Annotated in this window: 19 protein-coding genes; 11 read left to right on the top strand and 8 right to left on the bottom strand. The window is 59.2% G+C overall.

The features are described 5' to 3' along the window. Positions 1-398 precede the first annotated feature (398 nt). The 3 genes from ebsA to ispG all read left to right on the top strand — a co-directional run bounded on the left by ebsA (position 399) and on the right by ispG (position 3,303). A complete protein-coding gene (ebsA, locus tag KR51_RS15810; protein ID WP_022609128.1) occupies positions 399-791 on the top strand; it encodes a type IV pilus biogenesis protein EbsA in 393 nt (130 codons plus the stop codon). A gap of 101 nt (positions 792-892) precedes the next feature. Further along, entirely contained in the window at positions 893-1,984 is a 1,092-nt protein-coding gene (locus KR51_RS15805; protein WP_022609126.1) for a phosphotransacetylase family protein, read from the top strand. Between the two features lie 77 nt (positions 1,985-2,061). Continuing rightward, positions 2,062-3,303 carry a (E)-4-hydroxy-3-methylbut-2-enyl-diphosphate synthase gene (ispG, locus tag KR51_RS15800; RefSeq protein WP_022609125.1) on the top strand — a complete coding sequence of 414 codons (1,242 nt, stop codon included), beginning with the start codon at positions 2,062-2,064 and terminating at the stop codon, positions 3,301-3,303. Between the two features lie 551 nt (positions 3,304-3,854). On the opposite strand, the gene dgt is transcribed toward ispG, so the two are convergent. From dgt to KR51_RS15780, 5 genes are all read right to left on the bottom strand, one after another. Continuing rightward, positions 3,855-5,144: a dGTP triphosphohydrolase gene (gene dgt / locus KR51_RS15795; protein WP_198016816.1), complete on the bottom strand. Its 1,290-nt coding sequence runs from the start codon at positions 5,142-5,144 to the stop codon at positions 3,855-3,857. A 116-nt stretch (positions 5,145-5,260) separates the two neighbouring features. Further along, entirely contained in the window at positions 5,261-5,416 is a 156-nt protein-coding gene (locus KR51_RS19940; RefSeq protein ID WP_156915156.1) for a hypothetical protein, read from the bottom strand. Between the two features lie 84 nt (positions 5,417-5,500). Further along, positions 5,501-6,622 carry a beta-ketoacyl-ACP synthase gene (locus KR51_RS15790; protein WP_022609120.1) on the bottom strand — a complete coding sequence of 374 codons (1,122 nt, stop codon included), beginning with the start codon at positions 6,620-6,622 and terminating at the stop codon, positions 5,501-5,503. Positions 6,623-6,649: 27 nt separating this feature from the next. Further along, the gene (locus KR51_RS15785; RefSeq protein ID WP_022609118.1) at positions 6,650-7,357 is read right to left on the bottom strand and encodes a peptidylprolyl isomerase; all 708 of its coding nucleotides are present in this window, start codon (positions 7,355-7,357) and stop codon (positions 6,650-6,652) included. Between the two features lie 114 nt (positions 7,358-7,471). After that, complete coding sequence (locus KR51_RS15780) at positions 7,472-8,032, bottom strand: photosystem I assembly protein Ycf4 (RefSeq protein ID WP_022609117.1); 561 nt, start codon at positions 8,030-8,032, stop codon at positions 7,472-7,474. Between the two features lie 436 nt (positions 8,033-8,468). Here KR51_RS15780 and psbD point away from each other — a divergent pair, with 436 nt between their 5' ends. The 7 genes from psbD (at position 8,469) to KR51_RS15750 (ending at position 15,344) form a co-directional block, all read left to right on the top strand. Beyond that, entirely contained in the window at positions 8,469-9,527 is a 1,059-nt protein-coding gene (psbD, locus tag KR51_RS15775) for a photosystem II D2 protein (photosystem q(a) protein) (protein ID WP_022609115.1), read from the top strand. Further along, positions 9,511-10,890: a photosystem II reaction center protein CP43 gene (psbC, locus tag KR51_RS15770; protein ID WP_022609114.1), complete on the top strand. Its 1,380-nt coding sequence runs from the start codon at positions 9,511-9,513 to the stop codon at positions 10,888-10,890. The genes psbD and psbC overlap by 17 nt, the downstream gene beginning before the upstream one ends. A 320-nt stretch (positions 10,891-11,210) precedes the next feature. Next, complete coding sequence (locus KR51_RS21450; RefSeq protein ID WP_456300047.1) at positions 11,211-11,468, top strand: carbonic anhydrase; 258 nt, start codon at positions 11,211-11,213, stop codon at positions 11,466-11,468. 50 nt (positions 11,469-11,518) lie between these two features. Then, entirely contained in the window at positions 11,519-11,950 is a 432-nt protein-coding gene (locus tag KR51_RS21445; protein ID WP_456300046.1) for a carbonic anhydrase, read from the top strand. 143 nt (positions 11,951-12,093) lie between these two features. Then, on the top strand, positions 12,094-13,164 hold the full coding sequence (locus KR51_RS15760) for a pentapeptide repeat-containing protein (protein WP_022609113.1): 1,071 nt from the start codon (positions 12,094-12,096) through the stop codon (positions 13,162-13,164). A gap of 61 nt (positions 13,165-13,225) precedes the next feature. Next, positions 13,226-13,684: a GatB/YqeY domain-containing protein gene (locus KR51_RS15755; RefSeq protein ID WP_022609112.1), complete on the top strand. Its 459-nt coding sequence runs from the start codon at positions 13,226-13,228 to the stop codon at positions 13,682-13,684. A gap of 10 nt (positions 13,685-13,694) precedes the next feature. Then, positions 13,695-15,344 (top strand): cyclic peptide export ABC transporter, encoded by a 1,650-nt coding sequence (locus tag KR51_RS15750; protein ID WP_022609111.1) that lies wholly within the window; start codon positions 13,695-13,697, stop codon positions 15,342-15,344. 37 nt (positions 15,345-15,381) lie between these two features. On the opposite strand, the gene KR51_RS15745 is transcribed toward KR51_RS15750, so the two are convergent. Beyond that, the gene (locus KR51_RS15745) at positions 15,382-17,604 is read right to left on the bottom strand and encodes an alpha-amylase/alpha-mannosidase (RefSeq protein WP_022609110.1); all 2,223 of its coding nucleotides are present in this window, start codon (positions 17,602-17,604) and stop codon (positions 15,382-15,384) included. Between the two features lie 200 nt (positions 17,605-17,804). Further along, positions 17,805-18,047 carry a NifU family protein gene (locus KR51_RS15740; RefSeq protein WP_022609109.1) on the bottom strand — a complete coding sequence of 81 codons (243 nt, stop codon included), beginning with the start codon at positions 18,045-18,047 and terminating at the stop codon, positions 17,805-17,807. A 279-nt stretch (positions 18,048-18,326) separates the two neighbouring features. Between KR51_RS15740 and KR51_RS15735 the strand changes: the two genes are divergently transcribed. After that, the gene (locus KR51_RS15735; RefSeq protein WP_022609108.1) at positions 18,327-19,610 is read left to right on the top strand and encodes a molybdopterin molybdotransferase MoeA; all 1,284 of its coding nucleotides are present in this window, start codon (positions 18,327-18,329) and stop codon (positions 19,608-19,610) included. On the opposite strand, the gene KR51_RS19935 is transcribed toward KR51_RS15735, so the two are convergent. Beyond that, positions 19,588-19,743: a hypothetical protein gene (locus tag KR51_RS19935; RefSeq protein ID WP_156915155.1), complete on the bottom strand. Its 156-nt coding sequence runs from the start codon at positions 19,741-19,743 to the stop codon at positions 19,588-19,590. The two genes, KR51_RS15735 and KR51_RS19935, sit on opposite strands and share 23 nt — an antisense overlap.

Raw genomic sequence — 19,743 nt, 5'->3', positions numbered from 1 at the left:
ATCGCGTGGATGGATACCGCCGGGCCGTTATTGGTGTTATTTCACGACGAGTAGCAACTAACACCAAGTGCACGTCGAGCAACGGCAAGCCAGCGATCGCGGGCATGAGAAGTCGCTATGAAATGTATGGATAAGCCCCGTTGTATTGCCAATTTATAGGAGATGCCAGCGATCGCGATGTATACCAGACCCTCTGAAAACGTTAGAGAATGTTATCTCGGATTTTGAGGCCCTTGCCTTCGATATCGTGTGGACTGACACCTCTTCAATAATAACCTCATCGTTTTGACTGACAGCAGGATGGCTTGCTGATGCCAAAGCTGCAGATTCCGACAGAGTCCTCTAAGATTGTTACGTATTCGTCGTCTCCGTCAACTTTCTCGCCAACCGAAAGCTTTATGCCTGCCCTCGCAGACATCCAACCCGCTGGCAACGAAGATGTAATGCTCTACGCGCCCTATTACCAGGGACAAAAGCGGAAGCTCCTGCCGCTCGCGCTCGGTCTTTATCAACAGGGCAACTTTGAGGGCGAGCGCTCGATCGAGAACGCGCAGAGCGTTCCTTACGTTGCGACTTGGTTCGTGTCCAAGCTGCCGTCAGAACTGACGCGCTGTCGCTTGCAGTTTGATGGCAGCGCCGACCTGACCTACGAGGTCGATATGACCAACTCGGAGTTCATCGACTTTCTAATTGATGTCATCCGCGTTGCTAAAGGGGGCAGATTGATGGATTTCCCCAAGGAGTTTTACGAAAAGCTTTTACGAATGAGCGCGGCTCAGTCCTGGCTTTGATGCGAGCAGCAGCGCCCGCCGATGACATACCCGACGATAACCGCGTGGGAACGAGGCACAGTTGAACATGCACAAAGATACCGAAAGACAGGAGTGACGGCGTGGCACAATCCGCACGAGTTCTATTGATCGGTTCGACCGAAGCCCATACCGGCAAGTCGGCGCTCGTGCTCGGCGCAGCCAACCAACTGCGAGATCGCGGCATCCCTATCGCTTACAGTAAGCCCCTCGGCTCGTTTGTCGAGCCGAAGTCAGTGGATTCGCTGCTTGAGGAAGACGTGCAGCTTGTCGCAACAATGCTGGACTTACCACCCGGCCGTGTCGGTCAACCCATCGCCTATTTCGACGAGCGCACCTTCGATCGTGCTTTCCAGGAGGGCAGCGATCGCGATTTGCGCCAGCAGCTGTGCGCATCTGTCCGCTCCCTAGCAGCCGAATTGGTGCTAGTCGAAGCGCCCGCAACGCTCACCGAAGGTAAATTATTCGAGCTCACTACCGAGCAGATGGCCGAAGCACTCGATGCATCGGTGTTGTTAGTCGTGCGAGGACGCTCGCCGCGTTCTGTCGATGCGGTTCTAGCCGCGAAAGAGCAGCTGGGCGAACGTTTAGTCGGCGTGTCGATCAATAGTGTCCCCGACTCCCAGCGGTGCCTGATGGCCGAAAGCGTCCGCCCCTATTTGGAGCGCCACGGTATCCCGGTGTTCGGGTTGCTGCCGAGCAGCGAATTACTCGAGAGCGTCAGCGTGCGCGAGATTGCCAACCAGCTGGGCGCGCGGGTGCTGTGCTGCGCCAATCGGCTCGATCTGATGGTCGAAAACTTGACCATCGGCGCGATGAACGTTAATTCGGCGCTGCGCTACTTCCGCAAGGGGCGCAATTTAGCCGTCATTACCGGCGGCGATCGCAGCGACTTGCAGCTTGCCGCAATGGAAACGTCCGCTCATTGCCTGATTCTCACCGGTCAAGTGGATCCGCAAGAATTTATTTTGCAGCGTGCCGAAGCCTTAGAAGTGCCGATTCTCAATGTCGATCTCGATACGCTGACGACAGTGCAGATTGTCGAACGGGTTTTCGCCCGCGCGCGCATCCAGGAACCGATTAAAGTCGATTGCGTGCGCGAGCTGATGAGCGAGCACTTCGACCTCGACCGCTTGCTCGACGCGATCCAATTCAATGCGCCAATTTCGACCTAAGTGCATTCAGGCACGACGGCGGGCGCGATCGGGTTCACAATGAGTTCAGAGATTCGTGTAACGCGCCTGCTAGATCTATGCAAACGCTCTCAACCCCCCACTCCGATCGCTCAGCCCGAGTGACTGACGCAGCAATCGACCAGTTTGACGGCACTATCCGGCGGCGGCGCACTCGCTCGGTCTGCGTTGGCGATGTCACCATCGGCGGCGGTAATCCAGTAGTCGTGCAGTCAATGATCAACGAAGATACGTTGGACATTGACGGTTCGGTCGCTGCCATTCGCCGCCTGCACGAGATCGGCTGCGAGATCGTGCGCGTCACTGTCCCCAGCCTCGCTCACGCTAAAGCCCTGGCCGCGATCCGCGAGAAGCTGATTGCTACCTATAGCCCCGTGCCCCTCGTTGCCGACGTCCACCACAACGGCATGAAGATCGCGCTAGAAGTTGCCAAGCACGTCGACAAGGTGCGGATCAATCCAGGTTTGTACCTGTTCGAGAAGCCCAAGAGCGGGCGCGAGGAATACACCTCGGCAGAGTTTGAGGACATTGGCGCGCAGATCCGCTCGACCCTGGAACCCTTGATCGTGGCGCTGCGCGATCGCGGCAAAGCCATGCGCATTGGGGTCAACCACGGTTCACTGGCGGAGCGAATGCTGTTCACCTACGGCGACACTCCGGAAGGCATGGTGGAGTCGGCGCTGGAGTTCATTCGCATTTGCGAATCCCTCGATTACCACAATTTAGTGATTTCTTTGAAGGCATCGCGCGTACCCGTGATGCTGGCAGCCTACCGTCTGATGGTAAAGCGCATGGACGAGCTGGGCATGGACTATCCGCTGCATCTTGGCGTCACGGAAGCAGGCGACGGCGAGTACGGACGGATCAAATCCACTGCCGGTATTGCTACCTTGCTGGCAGAAGGCATCGGCGACACCCTTCGCGTCTCGTTGACCGAGGCGCCCGAGAAGGAAATCCCGGTGTGTTATGGCATCCTGCAAGCGTTGGGCTTGCGGAAGACAATGGTGGAATACGTAGCTTGTCCGTCTTGCGGGCGCACGTTGTTCAACCTGGAAGAGGTATTACACCAGGTCCGTTCGGCAACACAACACCTAACCGGTTTGGACATCGCCGTAATGGGCTGCATCGTCAACGGTCCTGGCGAGATGGCAGATGCCGACTACGGCTACGTCGGCAAACAACCCGGTTACATCTCCCTCTATCGGGGCAAAGAAGAGATCTTAAAGGTGCCGGAAGCTCAAGGCGTTGAAGCGCTGATCGAGCTGATTAAGTCCGACGGACGCTGGCACGACCCGGAATAGTCGCGATCGCCACTTTCCGTTTGCTGGACTGAAACTCGGGCAGTCGAGATCTCTGCCATGGGGTTCGGTGATACAAAATCCGCCAGAACACTATCCGAGTCAGATTGCAGGAATTCTTGCAGCCCCCGCGTCTTAAGATCGGGCAAGTTAATTCGGGCTTGCTGAAAAAGGCTGGAATCCCTGCAATGAAAGGATCTCAGCGTTTTCTATGCAAGAAAAGTGCAAGGTTATAGGCACCAGAGCCTCAAAACCCTTGCACTTGGGCCGAGAATCCGAGGCAAAAAGCTGGGGATAGATGGTAAATGCCAGATTCCATAAGCTCTCTGCCTCCTAAATTCGTTTTGTGGACTTTTTCAGCAAACCCTAATTCATTGCGCGGATCTGATATGACACGATTGCTGCTTGCAGCCTCCGCGATCGCGTCCCCAGCAGTCACCAACAACTAGCAACCCGATTTCTCGCGAACTCCAATGCTGGTAAAATTTCGCGAGGGCGGCATCCTCTCGGGTCGAACTCAATACGTCACGTCACCGGTCAGTTTTCGGTTTGGATCAAACTGGTTCAAAAGGCGAGCTACCGGTCGATTCTAAGAGACGGTTGTAAAGGCGAAGCGCCTGCCCGTCCGTGAGTCCTGCCAGGCGATCGCAAACGAGGCGCGCGCGGATTGCTTCGTCGTCGGCGACGGCCGCAAGGGTTGGGCGCACCGCCCGCGGAAACAGGACGTAGCGGAGTTCCCCGGCACAGGGGCTAGCATTCTCAAACAGAATGTGGAACAGCCGCGTGAGAATTTCGCGGCCTTTGCGGGCGAGGGTGGAGGTGCGCTCGTCGCAAATAATGAACTCTAAGGTTAGCAGCTTGAATGCTTCGCATTCATGGCGTACGGCTTCGGGAATTTCGAGCCGGAAGTCGAACAGACTGCGCGGGCGCTTGCGCGTGGCTATGACGGCAATGCTGGTAACGAAGCGATTGATGTAATAGCGCATTACTTCGCGGATGGTGCTATCGGGCTGCTCCAGGCGATCGCGGAGTTCTTGCAAAATCTCGCCAACGCGATCGCGATCGAGGCAACACAGTCCACTGGGGTAGTAGCTCTGCAGGCGCTGCCAGGTCAAATCGACGATGCATCTAAGCGGTAGCGAGGGCAATAGAAAACCACTGTTCAATCCATCTTCCATGTCATGCACGGAATACGCCACGTCATCGGCCCAATCCATCAACTGGCAAACCAGCGATCGGGGCAGCACCTTCTTACTATCGGTCGCGATCGGTTCGGCATCGGTGCCGGCGAAGAGCCAGTCCGCGTAATCATCGAGATCTTCGTCGTATAGGAACTTGTTGCGGTGCGGGTTGCGACGGTAGGGATATTTCAACACTCCCAGAAGGGTGGAGCGGCAGAGATTGAGTCCGGGATAGGTGCGGCTTTTCTCTTCCAAGCGCGCAATTACCCGTAGAGTTTGGGCATTGCCCTCGAAGCCGCCGTAGGATTGCATGAGGCGATCGAGAGTTTCTTCGCCCGCATGTCCGAATGGTGGCAAGCCGAGATCGTGGGCTAAACAAGCAGCTTCAACGAGGCTGTCGGGCACGCCCGCGATCGCTGCCAAAGAGCGACCGATTTGCGCTACTTCGATCGAATGCGTGACACGGGTGCGCAGGAATTCGGCCTGACCGGGCGCGAAGATCTGGGTTTTTCCCTGCAAACGTCGGAATGCAACGCTATGGATGATACGAGCGCGATCGTGCTCGTAGGGCGATCGACGATCGACCGGATCGGGGGCGGGTTCGGGGTAACGGCGTGCAGTCTCGCGATCGCCGTCCCAGTTATAGTCGGTCAGAATAGTCACTGTCGGCACCGTCGGCACTGCCAGATCTTAACGTCGCGATCGCCCTGCTTGAGGATTCCGCACGCGGTTTGACAGCAGTGAAGTCGGTTGTTCGGCCGTACGTATAGCGGCGGTGTTCACCCGACTCTCTCACCAACGATCGTGGAAACCACAGCTGAATTTTCCTGCTCCTTATGCTGCAAAAGGACTACCGCACCTTTATCGATATCGATCTGGGTGCGGGCAGCAGTCAGTCCTCCATCGAAAACTGTCAGAACTGCTGCTGGCAGCATGTGCTGTACCTAGAATGCAGCGGTACTGTGCTGCGCCAACCGCGTTGGGAGCTATCCCCGGGCTGGAATGCGCGATCGCCCTTCTCAAAATGCCCCCAAAGCGATCGCGGCATTCTGACCGCCGAAGCCAAAGCTCAAACATAACGCGTGCCGTACCGACTGCGATCGCGCTGCGGTTACCACATCGAGGTCGAACTCCACCTGCCGGATGCCGACATTGGGCGGCAACACCTGCTGCGCGATCGCTTTCATACAATACGCTACGCCCAAAGCTCCTGAGGCTCCCAGAGCGTGCCCGGTCGCGCCCTTCGTCGAACTCACTGGTACGCCGCGAGGAAACACTGACTGCAGCAGTGCTGCCTCTGCCGCGTCGTTAAGCCGCGTACTCGTTCCGTGAGCGTGGACGTAGTCGACAGCATTGGGTGCGAGCTGACTTTGTTGCAAACAGCGTCGTACTGCTGCGATCGCCATTCTCCGGTCGGGTGCGGGTGCGCTGAGATGATGCGCGTCGCTCGTGCAGCCGTATCCCAGCACGCGACCGTATGCCGTTGCCCCGCGCGCGCGCGCGACAGGCTCCGCTTCTAGCACAAACAATGCCCCGCCTTCCCCAAGCACTAAGCCCTCGCGCTCGGTGTCAAATGGGTAACACCCGGTCTGCGCTAACGCGCCCATCCGCGCGAACCCCGTCAACGTGAGTGGCGTAACAGGTGCCTCTAGTGCCCCTGCCACCGCGCGATCGTACTCCCCGCAGCGAATCGACTCTGCAGCTTGAGCGATCGCCCATATCCCCGTCGCGCAAGCTGCTGCTGGAGCGCGCACCGCCGCTTGCGTTTGCAAATGCCGAGCCGCCGCGATCGCGGCACAATGCGGCAGCAACTCCAGCCAGTGGGCACGAGACCCGCCATTCCCGTTCCGCGTTCGTTGCTCCCACAGCCCCTGGCAACCGCGACTCGACCCAACGACCAGGCCGCAGTCCGGCAGGGGCAGTTCCAACCCCGCGTCCTGCAGCGCTGCTGCTGCCACGCGATCGACAAACTCGGGCAGCGCGCTGGGACGATCGCCCAACATACCCAGCGGCCGTGCTGCCAGCTCGGGGAATGGCTGTTGGTGGACCAGACCGGATTCCCCGGCAAGCAAACGCGTCCAGCTTTCTTCTGCCGTTCCGAGCGCGCTCGCCAATCCGATCCCCGTGACGACCACGTCCATGCTGCGATCGCGCCTCAGTAGTCGCGCCTAACGCTGGAGATTCTCCAGCCCGGAGGTCACTCGTGCCGACTCGATGCGATCGCCTTGCTGGATCGTATCGACCGTTTCCATCCCGTCGGTCACGGTACCGAACACCGCGTAGTCTCCGTCCAGAAACGTCAGTTGAGCCAGTGCAATGTAAAACTGCGACGAAGCCGAGTTCGGCACCTGCGTGCGCGCCATCGACAGGGCACCGCGTTCGTGGCGCAGTAGCGGTTCCGAAACCGCGCTCGGCCGGCCGTATACTGGCTCGTCTGCACCCTCTGCCTTAATCTCCAACGGAATCTGCCGCTCGCGCTGCGTTTCGGGATCGATAAACCCGCCCGTTCCAGTCCCCGTTGGGTCGCCACCCTGAACTACAAATGGTTGTGGCTCGCGCACGACACGGTGGAATGTCAGTCCGTCATAAAACCCGCGATCGACCAAGTCGACGAAGTTGCCGGCCGTGATCGGTGCGGCGTCGCCATCGACCTCGATCGCGATCGGCTGCCCCTTTACGACCATTTCTACCGTTGCGGTTCCCTGCAGTCGCGGCAGTCGCTCGACATCGACTCCCGCAAAATTATTCGCGATCTCTGTCGATGCTGCCGTCTCTCCTACTGCCGTGGCTTCCGGAGTCGAGCCACATGCCGCCAGCGCCCCAGACCACAGCATTGCGATCGCGATCGCCAACCAACGTGCAACACGCATCTTCATTAGAGTCCTCATCCCAGCTCGCAACTTCGCAACGATCTCAACAAATTAACACCCAGTCGACACGTCCGCGTGCCCGTATCGCTCGAACCGCGATCGCGACAGTGGGCAACGGGCTCACAAGCCTTCCAGCGGCAGCCCTAGGAACCGTGCCAAATCCGCTCCACAGCTTTCCAGGTCCGAAAGCGGCAGCGGCTCACCCGCGCGCGTCAGCGGGATTGGCTGCCGGTTCTTAACTCGCAGGTATAGCGATCGCTTGGGGTTCAGCCCTTCCTTAATATCGGCGTATACCGCCAACACATCGTCCAGCGGCACCGAGATTTCGATACGGCGGTTCTTGCCTGGGAACCCCCACCGGAACACTGTCGCCGTTCCAGCATCCTTGTCGAACTCGTTGTAGCCGCTGCCCAAATCCCACAGAATAGTCAGCCATTGATATAGCGAGATCGCGCTCCCGACCGTACCGTAGAACAACAGTGCAATCCCCTGTGGAATGAATTGCAAGCCCCGTGGGTCGCTCACCAGCAACAAATTGACGTGGAAGTAGCTCGATAGCCCGGCCAAGAAAAATCCGATACCCCCGATCGCCGTCACCACCGCCCACAGATAGTTACTCGCACGCCGCGAGCCCTGTACCGTCTGACGCAGCAGCCGATCGGTCGTTATAGCAGCACTCATAGGGTCCCGATCCGATTTCTCTTTCTCTTCACAGCAGCGATCGCCTAGCGCAACTGACCGGGGCGATCGCGATCAGCTCCATTGTGAGTCATGGAGCAAACTCTTGCGCGCCGCCCTTAGCGCAATCGCTGCCTGGCATGATTGCGGACGCTCTCATCAAGACGCAGCCGCAGCCCAACTTGCGCGGAGTTTTAAGGCGTGCAAGGATTAGGAGAACTTGTGATAACGTTAAAAAAAGTTAAGGGGGACTCACTCTCATAGCAGTTGAACTCTCGCCCAGAGAGTGCTGTGGAAGATGAGAGCATCGCCAGCACAGGCGGCAAACGCTCTGGATCGCCTCTCTACCTTCAGGCAGACAGGTCTATTATCCTGGAGATATGAAGTCCTTCTTTAAGGAATCTTGCAAATTATTGCTTCAGCAAGAGGGTTTGACACAATGACCATTGCAGTAGGACGGCCAGTCGCGGAGCGGGGTCTGTTCGACCTCGTTGACGACTGGCTCAAGCGCGACCGCTTCGTCTTCATCGGCTGGTCCGGTCTGCTCCTGTTCCCCTGTGCCTACATGGCGCTCGGCGGCTGGTTGACCGGCACCACCTTCGTCACCTCCTGGTACACCCACGGGCTGGCGTCTTCTTATCTCGAAGGCTGCAACTTTCTCACCGTTGCCGTCTCCACCCCGGCTGACGCTTTCGGTCACTCCCTGCTTTTCTTGTGGGGTCCGGAAGCTAACTGGGACTTCACCCGCTGGTGCCAGATGGGCGGTCTGTGGCCGTTCGTGGCCCTGCACGGTGCCTTCGGTCTGATTGGCTTCATGCTGCGTCAGTTCGAGATTTCGCGTCTGGTCGGCATCCGTCCGTACAACGCGATTGCGTTCAGCGGACCGATTGCGGTGTTCGTGAGCGTGTTTCTGATGTACCCGCTGGGGCAATCGTCGTGGTTCTTCGCGCCGAGCTTCGGGGTAGCAGGAATTTTCCGTTTCATTCTTTTCCTCCAGGGCTTCCACAACTGGACGCTGAATCCGTTCCACATGATGGGTGTAGCTGGCATCCTGGGTGGTGCACTGCTGTGCGCGATTCACGGTGCGACGGTAGAGAACACGCTGTTTGAGGACGGTGAGGATTCGAATACGTTCCGAGCGTTCAACCCGACGCAAGCGGAAGAGACGTATTCGATGGTGACGGCGAACCGATTCTGGAGCCAGATTTTCGGAATCGCGTTTTCGAACAAGCGCTGGTTGCACTTTTTCATGTTGTTCGTGCCGGTAACGGGACTGTGGATGAGTGCGGTAGGCGTGGTCGGACTGGGACTGAACCTGCGGGCGTATGATTTCGTGTCGCAGGAAATCCGCGCAGCGGAGGACCCGGAGTTCGAGACGTTCTACACGAAGAACATCCTGTTGAACGAAGGTCTGCGGGCGTGGATGGCACCGCAAGACCAGCCGCACGAGAACTTTGTATTCCCCGAGGAGGTATTGCCCCGTGGTAACGCTCTCTAATTACGCCGGATACGGGCGGGATCAGGCAACGTCTGGTTTCGCTTGGTGGTCTGGTAATGCTCGCCTTATCAATCTGTCCGGCAAGCTGCTGGGCGCACACGTCGCTCATGCCGGTCTGATCGTCTTCTGGGCAGGTGCGATGACCTTGTTTGAGGTCGCACACTTCGTGCCCGAGAAGCCCATGTACGAACAGGGTTTTATCCTGCTGCCGCACGTCGCCACCCTTGGTTGGGGTGTCGGTCCGGGCGGTGAAGTGACCGATATCTTTCCCTTCTTCGTAGTCGGCGTATTGCACATCGTCTCGTCTGCCGTACTGGGCTTGGGTGGTATTTACCACGCCCTGCGCGGACCCGAGACGTTGGAAGAGTACTCGTCCTTTTTCGGCTACGACTGGAAAGATAAGAACAAGATGACCACCATCTTGGGTTTCCACCTAGTCGTGCTTGGCATCGGCGCGCTGCTGCTGGTGTTTAAGGCGATGTTTTTCGGAGGTGTCTACGACACTTGGGCTCCTGGCGGCGGTGACGTGCGCGTCATCACCAACCCGACGCTGAACCCCGCAACCATCTTTGGCTACCTGGTTGGATCTCCCTTTGGCGGCGACGGCTGGATCGTCGGCGTCGACAACATGGAGGACGTGATCGGCGGTCACATCTGGGTCGGCATCATCTGCATTGGGGGCGGTATTTGGCACATCCTGACCAAGCCCTTTGCTTGGGCGCGGCGTGCGTTTGTTTGGTCCGGTGAAGCGTACCTGTCTTACAGTATCGGTGCTGTCTCGCTGATGGCATTCGTAGCATCGATCATGGTTTGGTACAACAACACCGTTTACCCGAGCGAGTTCTACGGTCCGACGGCAGCCGAGGCATCGCAGGCTCAGGCACTGACCTTTTTGATTCGCGACCAGCGTCTGGGTGCTAACGTTGCATCCGCGCAGGGTCCGACGGGCTTGGGTAAATACCTGATGCGCTCTCCGACTGGCGAGATCATCTTTGGTGGCGAAACGATGCGGTTCTGGGACTTCCGCGGTCCTTGGCTGGAGCCGCTGCGCGGCCCGAACGGCCTCGACATCGACAAGATCCGCAACGACATCCAGCCCTGGCAGGCTCGTCGTTCGGCTGAGTACATGACGCACGCGCCGTTGGGCTCGCTCAACTCGGTGGGTGGCGTGGCTACGGAGATTAACTCCTTCAACTACGTCTCGCCGCGCGCTTGGTTGGCCACGTCGCACTTCGTGCTGGCATTCTTCTTCTTGGTCGGTCACCTGTGGCACTCGGGTCGCGCCCGTGCAGCGGCAGCTGGCTTCGAGAAGGGCATCGATCGCAAGACCGAGCCAGTGCTGTCGATGGGCGAACTCGACTAGACCGAGTGGGCGATCGCCCCTGCGCGATTGTCGAAGCAATTCAAAGCAATTTTCAAAAGCTCCTGCTGTTGCAGGAGCTTTTCTTGTAGGGGATTTTACTGAGGGGCCGCTGGCAGGTAATACCAACTCTAGGAAGTGCTGCGACAAATGGCAGCTCGGGAACTTTTACTCCCGGGGCTCGCTAGCACCATCTGGCGTAGGCATCCTGCAAATTGGTATAAGATTCATCTGGGATCGCGTATTCGCGACTCTCCTCTTGCGCGAGAGATCCATAAGCGATCGCTACAGAGCTGTGCCCCAGAGCTAGGAGCAATAGCACCGTGAAAAAGTTGGTTGCAGGAGTCCGCAATTTTCAGAGCAATTATTTCAGCGAACATCAAGATCTGTTCGAGCAGCTCGCACACGGTCAGAATCCGCGCGTCTTGTTCGTTGCTTGCTCTGACTCGCGTGTCGATCCAAACCCGATTGCGAGTGCTGAAATCGGCGAGTTGTTTGTCATCCGCAACGCTGGCAACATTATTCCACCCTACGGTGCTGCAAACAGCGGTGAGGGGGCGACGATCGAGTACGCAGTGTAATCTTGGGTTTCGAGCAAAATGTCGTTTGCGGCCATTCGCATTGTGGTGCCATGAAGGGCTTGCTCGACTGGCCAAAATTCGAATCTGACTTCCCGCAAGTCTACGACTGGCTGCGCCATGCCGCTGCCACGCTCCAGATTTTGGTGGATAACTATTCCGACTGCGATCGCGAGGAAGAATCGGACATCGCGGTTGCCGAGAACGTGCTGACGCAGATCGAAAACTTGAGAACCTATCCTTCGATCCGCTCGAAACTCCATCAAGGGCGGTTGCACTTGCATGCCTGGGTATATCAAATCGTGACGGGCGAGGTGCTGGCTTACGATGCCAACCGTCACGCCTACGTTCTTCCCGACATCAAGCCCGGTCGAGCGAACTCAAACGGCAACTCAGCCGAGCCGCCACCATCTCCAGATGAGCGCAGTGCGGCCCCTTGGCTGACGCCGCAGCAGTCCGAGCGTTTTTATCAAGGTTTGCACTAGGAAGGGCTCCCAGGTATCGACGGCCATCGCGCCAACGGCGTCTGCATCACCGATGCTCCGACTGCAGCCCATAAGTATCAGTGAGTGCGGTTAACGCGGGCACGTGGCAGGATCGAAACAAGATTTGCTGTGCGGTAACGACCATGCTGAAGCTTCCTCAGTCTCATTGCGTCCGTCTGGCTCTGGGCGGTCAGTCTAACTCTGGCGGGACGATCGCGCTGCGGCTCAATTTCAAACTGGACAGTCAGCCCGTTGCGATCGCAACCGGTCGCGCGATCGCAGTCCTTAAAGGCTGTCGACTTGTCCTCAAAGCTGCAGAGGCCCGCTTGCCGGATGCGGGCGAAACCATACGGGCTGTATTGGGTGCTGCCGAGACGATCGTCGCTGATGAGGGCAGTTGGGGATGGGAGCTAACGCTCGCGGCAGATGAAACGTACCTGCAACGAGAAGAAAAGGACGTACGGGTCACGCTGCTGCCGCGTTCGGGCAAGCGTCCTTGGCAGGCAGAAGCGCACTTAATCGTCACGCGCAACGACCTGCAGCTTTTAGCCGCAGACGGACTGTGGCGACACGACATTCGCCCCAATGCCCATGCCATTCTGCTACGACGATTGGCTCTTGCGCTCTGGGACATGCAGAATCCCACCCTGACCAGTGTCTCTATCGGCCCCGACTTCATCCCGGCAGAGCGTGCTTCGGAGCTGGTGCCGCTGGCTGACGAAGCTTGGGTCGGGACGCTCCTAGCCACGATCGCCGATGTGCCGACCGACGAATTCCAGGCACTCTGCGAGCGGGCGGAACTCGATCCGCTTCACGACTTTGCCGGAGCCAACCTGCGCGGGGTGGTGCTGAGCGGGTTGGACCTGGCCGGTGCCAACTTGGCGCGGGCGAACCTCCGCGGTGCCGAACTGAACGATGTGGATTTCAACGAAGCCGATCTGCGAGCGGTTAAGCTCAGCGGTGCCGACCTCAGCGGTGCGTATCTCGGCGCGGCTGACCTGCGCGGGGCGAATCTCCACAAAGCCGGTTTGGCGCTGACCAACTTGAGCGGAGCGGACCTGCGGGGAGCCGATCTCACAGCGGCTAATCTCAGCGATACCAATTTCAGCGGCGCGCAGCTGGTCGGCGCGTGCTTCGGTGATAACCCCGGATTATCGGGCGAGCGAAGCGCGGAACTACAGGCGCGCGGCGCTCAGCTGGTGGCTGCCTTCTGAGGACTCGAGGGCGATCGCGGCAACTCGATATAATTAGCCCGTGCATTGGAGTGAATTGACGATGAGCTTGAAAGATCGTCTGGGAGACGATATCAAAGCGGCCATGAAGGCGCGGGACAAGGTGCGTCTGGAAGCCGTGCGCGGGATCAAGAAAGCTTTGCTGGAAAAGGAAATAGAGCTGCGTGCCGAGGGCAAAGACGCACTCAGCGAAACGGACGAACTCGAGCTATTAACCAAGCAAGCAAAGCAACGTCGCGATTCCATCGCACAATACAGCCAAGCCGGTCGCGATGACCTAGTCCAACAAGAAACACAAGAGCTGGAAGTCATCGAGACCTATCTGCCCCAGCAACTGTCCGACAACGAAATCGCTGCCGCCGTCGATGCGGCGATCGCGAAAGCCGGCGCATCGACGGCCAAAGATCTGGGTAAGGTCATGGGTCCGCTAGTGAAAGAGCTGAAAGGGCGGGCGGACGGTCAGAAAATCCAAGCGTTGGTGAAAGCCAAGCTCGGCGGTTGAGTGCGGCTGGATGAACTTAATTCAGTTTCTATGGCGATCGTCAGCGCGGGCAGCGACCCTAGCTCTGGCAACTAGCGTGTTAGCAGGTGTCTGCACCGCCGGCGCAATCGCCCTTGTCAATGCCGCCATCGGTCAGCTCGGTGAAGCGACGGGTAACCCGATCGCTTACGCCACTAGCTTCATCGTGCTGGCGATCGCCTCGCTGTTCGCAAGCGTCTTAGCGCGGGTGTTGCTGGTACGCCTCTCCCAAGACTCGGTGTTTGCGCTCCAGGTACAGCTCAGCCAGCAGATTCTGGCTTCCGACTTGCGGCAACTGGAGTGCTTGGGTACGCCCCGCTTGCTGGCCGGGCTGACCGAGGACGTGCAGGCAATTGCCACGGCGGTGTACCTACTGCCACCCGTAGGCATCAGTCTGGCAGTGGTGGCAGGCTGTTTTGCTTACATTGCCTGGCTGTCGGGCTGGGTATTTCTGGGGGTGATGGGACTGGCAGTAGTTGCAGGATACAGCTGCCGCTGGCTGCTGCGACGCGGGCGTGGGTTGCTGGCGCAGGCGCGATCGCTCCAGGACGTGCTGTTCGGACAGTTTGCTGCCCTAACGGGTGGGATCAAGGAACTGAAGCTGCACGCGCGCGGGCGCACGGATTTCTTGACGGCCGACCTGCGCGCGACGGCCGATCGCTACCGCTTGCTGAGCGCGCGCGGCTTGATTTTGTTTGCCACCACCGACAGTTGGGGCAAGTCGATCTTTTTCGTAGCAATCGGGTTGATTTTGTTCGCGTTGCCTCAGGCGTTCGCGATCGATACCGAAGCGATTGCCGGTTTCGTTGTGACCTTTGCCTTTGTGGTCGGTCCGCTGGAAAACATCGTCAACAAATTGCCGTTGGTGAGTCGCGCCAGCGTTGCATTACAGAACCTCGAAGCCCTGAAATTACAACTTCAAGACGGTGCGGAAGTAGCAAGCGTGACACGTGCGCCGCGATCGCGCTGGCAAACGCTCGAATTGCGTGCGGCAGCCTACACCTACCGCGGGACTGACGGCAGCGAGTTCGCGCTCGGGCCGATCGACCTGACGCTTCATCCCGGTGAAGTTGTCTTCATCGTCGGCGGGAACGGGAGCGGAAAATCCACGTTAGCGAAGCTTCTTCTGGGACTTTACGTTCCGAGTGCGGGTGCTATCTACTTCGACGGCGATCGCGTGGAGTCCGGCGATCGCGATTGGTACCGGCAGCATTTCTCAGCCGTGTTCGCAGATTTTTATCTGTTCGAGCGCCTGTTGGGATTTGACGAGCCCGACCTCGACGCACGGGCCTTGAAGTACTTGCAGACCTTGCAACTCGACGGCAAGGTGCAGATCGAGCGCGGGCGATTATCGACCACACAACTCTCTCAAGGGCAGCGCAAGCGCTTAGCATTGCTCGTTGCCTATCTTGAAGATCGACCGATGTATGTCTTTGACGAGTGGGCTGCCGACCAAGACCCGCACTTTCGCGCCGTGTTCTACGAGCAGTTGTTGCCGGAACTGCGCGATCGCGGCAAAACCGTCATCGCCATCAGTCACGACGACCGCTATTTCCACTGCGCCGACCGCACGATCGCCCTCGACTACGGTCGCGTTGTCAGCGACACGCGCCCGGCCCGCTCCTCTGCATGCACCGACTAGCGAAGAATGCCATTCTGGGGTGCCCGGCTGCGCGCGCTTACGGAACCCGTAAGGGAACCAGTTCGATGTTGGGAAAACACCCGCGGTAGATGCCACTATCAGCTGGGACGATCGCCATCTGCATCATTGTCTCGGGAGCGGCAGGTAAATCCCCCCACGGTAAAGCAACTTCCAAACCGCGATCGCACGTCACGCGCGCGCGGCTGTGCCGCGGCTGCCAGGTGTAGCGCTCGCCCGCTTCCTCAAACCAAACCGAGTTTGCCAGCAAGTCCACTCCCAAATGATGGCGGAACAGGTAGTTGAGAGGGGCGCGGTCCGGAAGCTCGGCGATCGGAGCTGGACTGATGGCGTGGGACACGCCGGGATAAAACCACAACAGATGCAGCTCTGAGGGGAAGTTTACGCCCGGCTGCGCGTCGGTTGCAAAATCTAGGCGCAGATAGAATTGCAAGCGATCGAGACCGTACTGCAGGCTACGGACGCGACTGAGTCGATGCGGTGACTCGCCCGTTTTGAGATCGATCCGCCAGGCGTTTTCCCAGGCAAAGTGGAAGCTGCTGCCTGCCCCTGCAGGAGAACGGCTACCTTGCGGCAGCACGGGGTCGGTTGATGGTGGTGGGACGAGCGGGCGCCGGAGTTCCGGCGGCACGGGATGATTGAGCGCGCGGTAGATCGCAGTCAGGTGTTCGCGGAAGAGACAGTCGGCGATCGTGTCGCTGCCCGTTGTCTGCCCTGCCCCGATGCGCGCGAACCAATCCGAGCCTTCAGCAGCATAGAGCGCCTCCCAAGCATCGCGGTTGTTTGCTTCCGTGGCTTCCGGACGTTCGGCGAGAAGCGAACGCGCAGCTGCCAGCAAGTCCCAGGCACGATTTTTGATGGGGGTGCCGATCCAGGTGGCAAGGTCGCCGCGGATCCGGGAACCGCTTTTCAAGCCTTGCGGCTGCAACGTCGTCTGTGGGGGAAACCGCGCGAGGTACTCTGCTACTGTCACCGGTGCGAGGACAGTGCTGCGCTGTAGCCGGTCGTAGAGCGCAGTCAGAAACGTCAGACCGTCGCGGTCATAGCGTTCCCAAACGCTGCTGCTATCAAGGGCGATCGCAACCAACCACGGCCTGCCGTCGAGGCTACGGTGCCGTTCGCGCGCGGTCGCCTCCAGATGGCCGAGCAGGTCGTCGGCAGCAGCACCTGCACATAAGGTGCTGTAGGTGCAGGCAATGAGGTCCGACAAGTAGCGATCGCGGAAGATTGCCGTCAACTCTCCCACCGGTGTTGCCAACCGATAGGGTCGGTAGAGCAACTCCGGTTCGCGCAGGCGGCCGGCATCGTTGCGGTGAAACGGATGCTGCATGCTCCGGCTCAGCACCGTCTCGTCCGAACAGAACCAGCGAAAGCCGCTGCGCGCGATCGCAGGCAGTATGTCTGGAGCAATTGCCAGCTCAGGAGGCCACAGCCCGTGCGACTTGTATCCGAAGTACTCGACGCTGCAGTCTCGAGCTTTATCCAAATGACGGGCGACGTCCTCCGGTCGGCGAAAGCGCGACTGCGGCAACGGCAGGTCCGGCAGGGCGGCACGCGCGAGATCGGTGTCGTGTAGCAGCGGCAAGAGTGGATGACCGTAAGGACTGACAATCAGTTCGAGCTGGCCGGCAGCCTGCATCCGGCTGTGTTGCGGGACGATGCGGCCGATTAGCTCGCGCTGTTTGGAGATGATGCGCTGGCGATCGCTGAGGGTAAAACCGCGACCGCGCTGCAGCCAGGCGGCAATGTCCGGCTCGTCCCAGAACAGCGGGTCGAACCACGCCAGGTTCTGCCATGCCAGTAGGTCGCTGTAATCCTGGGGCGTCCAATGCTCCAAACACCAAGCCCGACCGCGTTGGACGCGACAGTCGTATAGTTCGGCATAGCGCGGGTGGGGTGCCACGAGCGTGCGGTAGCAGGCATCAAAGCCTCGATCGACGATAAACGCGCGCGTCTCGATGTCGAGTTGCTCGGCCGGCGTCAGAGTTGCGGCTAGATACGGATCGATTGCCATACCGCCTGCATAATCGCCGAGTTGCTGTAAGAGCGCCGGCGAAAAGCCAACCGTTTGATGCAGCTGTGGATAGCGCTCCAGCAGCAGCGCTGAGTCGAGATAGTCCTTGATACCGTGCAGGCGCGCCCAGGGCAAGCCATACTGGGCAGTCGCGCTGCCCGGACCGCGGGTATGACAAAAGGGTTGGTGGTGATGCCAGATAAACGCGATGTAAAGCGGATGGTTCATGCACGCTCCTCGGGCAGCACAATCCTAACAATAGTGAAAAATCTAGGCAGCACTCACAGTGATGTGTCGAATCGGCCGCAGCTGGTTATCGGACGCGCCTGCGATTGCGGGTCAATCGAGCGCCCGAGCAAACCAAAAAACCGGGTTGGCGATCGCCAACCCGGTCGGGAGAGGTTCGAGCCGTAGAGCGGCCGTCAGTACTACGCGACGGCCTGTACCTCGGCAATCTCGGGGATGAATTCACACAAGCGGCGCTCGATGCCCATCTTCAGAGTCATCGCCGAACTGGGGCAAGAGCCGCACGCTCCCTGCAAGCGCAAACGTACGACCGGACCGTCGATCTCGACGAGTTCGACATTGCCGCCATCGGCCATCAGGTACGGTCGTAGATCGTCGAGCACTTTCTCAACGTTGGTAGGAGTCAGTTCCATTTGATCGGACATAGCTTACCGTTCCCTTGATGTTCCTCTGTCGCACCAACCATCAATCGGTGGCACATGACCACGCTGTTCGGCCGCATATCGCTGTGGTTCGCGGGATGCTGCTTTAAAAGCCAGATCCATCTTGTTATTAATTATAAAACCCGAACGATTGCGCACAGAGCTCGAGAAGGGGGAAAACGATCGCCATTCGCCGGGATCGCGCACAAAACTTCCGCAACTACTGCGGACTGGGACAAACGCGCACTACAATCGGGTCCGTCTTAACAGCCGCACCTGCCCATGAGCCCACCGATTTCCGTTGCCGAGGCCGAAGCGATTGTCTTCGGATTGGTCGCACCGCTGCGCGAGTGCGAAGTTGCTGGTCTGGATGCTTTGGTCGAGCGCGTGCTGGCCGAGCCGATCGTCAGCGCCGATGATTTTCCTGCTGCGGACAACTCGGCTATGGATGGCTATGCCGTTCGGGCAGCCGACCTAAAAGACTGCAGTCCGCAGCAGCCAAGGTGGTTGCGAGTTGTCGAGGAGATTCCAGCCGGACGCATGCCGCGTGCGTCGCTCGATCCGGGTGAAGCGGCGCGGATCTTTACCGGCGGCATGTTGCCCGACGGGGCTGACGCGATCGTCATCCAGGAAAACGCGCGGCGCGAAGGCGATCGCGTTGCTGTCTGGGAGCCCGTGCCGCCTCATACCTTTGTCCGCACGCGCGCTTCGTTCTATCGCGCCGGAACGCCGCTGCTTTCCCCGGGCACGTTACTTGGACCGCCGGAAGTTGCGGTTCTGGCCGTCGCGCGGCACACGGAAGCACTCGTCTACCGACGGCCGCGCGTAGCGATCTTTTCAACTGGCGACGAACTGGTTGCCCCTGGCGTCTCACCTCAGCCCGCGCAGATCGTCGACTCCAATCAACACGCACTGGCAACATGGGTCGCTCAGAACGGCGGAGTGCCCCTGCGTTTTGGCATCATTCCCGATCGCCCGGATGCTTTGCGGGGCGCGATTGCCCACGCGATTGCCACTGCCGATGTGGTGCTTTCGACCGGGGGGGTTTCGGTCGGCGAGTACGACTATGTTGAACAAGTGCTGGCAGAACTGGGCGGCACCCTGCACGTGCGTGCCGTTGCGATCAAACCCGGCAAACCCCTGACGGTTGCCACCTTTACTTCCGACGATCGCGTTTGCCTGTACTTCGGTCTACCGGGCAACCCGGTCTCGGCGCTGGCGAGCTGCTGGCGTTTCGTTGGACCTGCACTGCGGAAACTCTCCGGACGCCGCTGCGGCTGGCAGCCGCTATTTGTCCCCGCTCGCACGCGCGACAATCTGTGTGGAGCCGGTCGGCGCGAAACCTATTTGTGGGGTCGGCTGGCGATCGCGGCGGGGGAGCTGACCTTCTCGCTGGCAGGAGGGAGCCACAGCTCGGGCAACCTCATTAACCTTGCCGGGACAAACGGTTTGGCTGTGGTGCCGCTGGGACAGCCCGCAATCGCGGCCGGCGAGGTAGTGCAAGTGCTGCAGGTGGGCGCGATCGATGCTGCGGCCGGTGCTTTTACTGCCGGGACCGAGATTTAGCATATTCCGCGATCGATAGCCGGCGCTCCATAGCCAATCGAGTTTCTGGAACCTTGCCGCTGAAGCAACTGCCAACTGCTCGTGCGCTTTGCAACTCGAGGCGATCGCGATCGCGCTTGTAAGCAGTCGACAT

The organism is Rubidibacter lacunae KORDI 51-2 (assembly GCF_000473895.1).
Classification (GTDB): domain Bacteria; phylum Cyanobacteriota; class Cyanobacteriia; order Cyanobacteriales; family Rubidibacteraceae; genus Rubidibacter; species Rubidibacter lacunae.
Note: the sequence above shows the minus strand (reverse complement) of the source record. Positions and strands in the feature narration are given on the sequence as shown.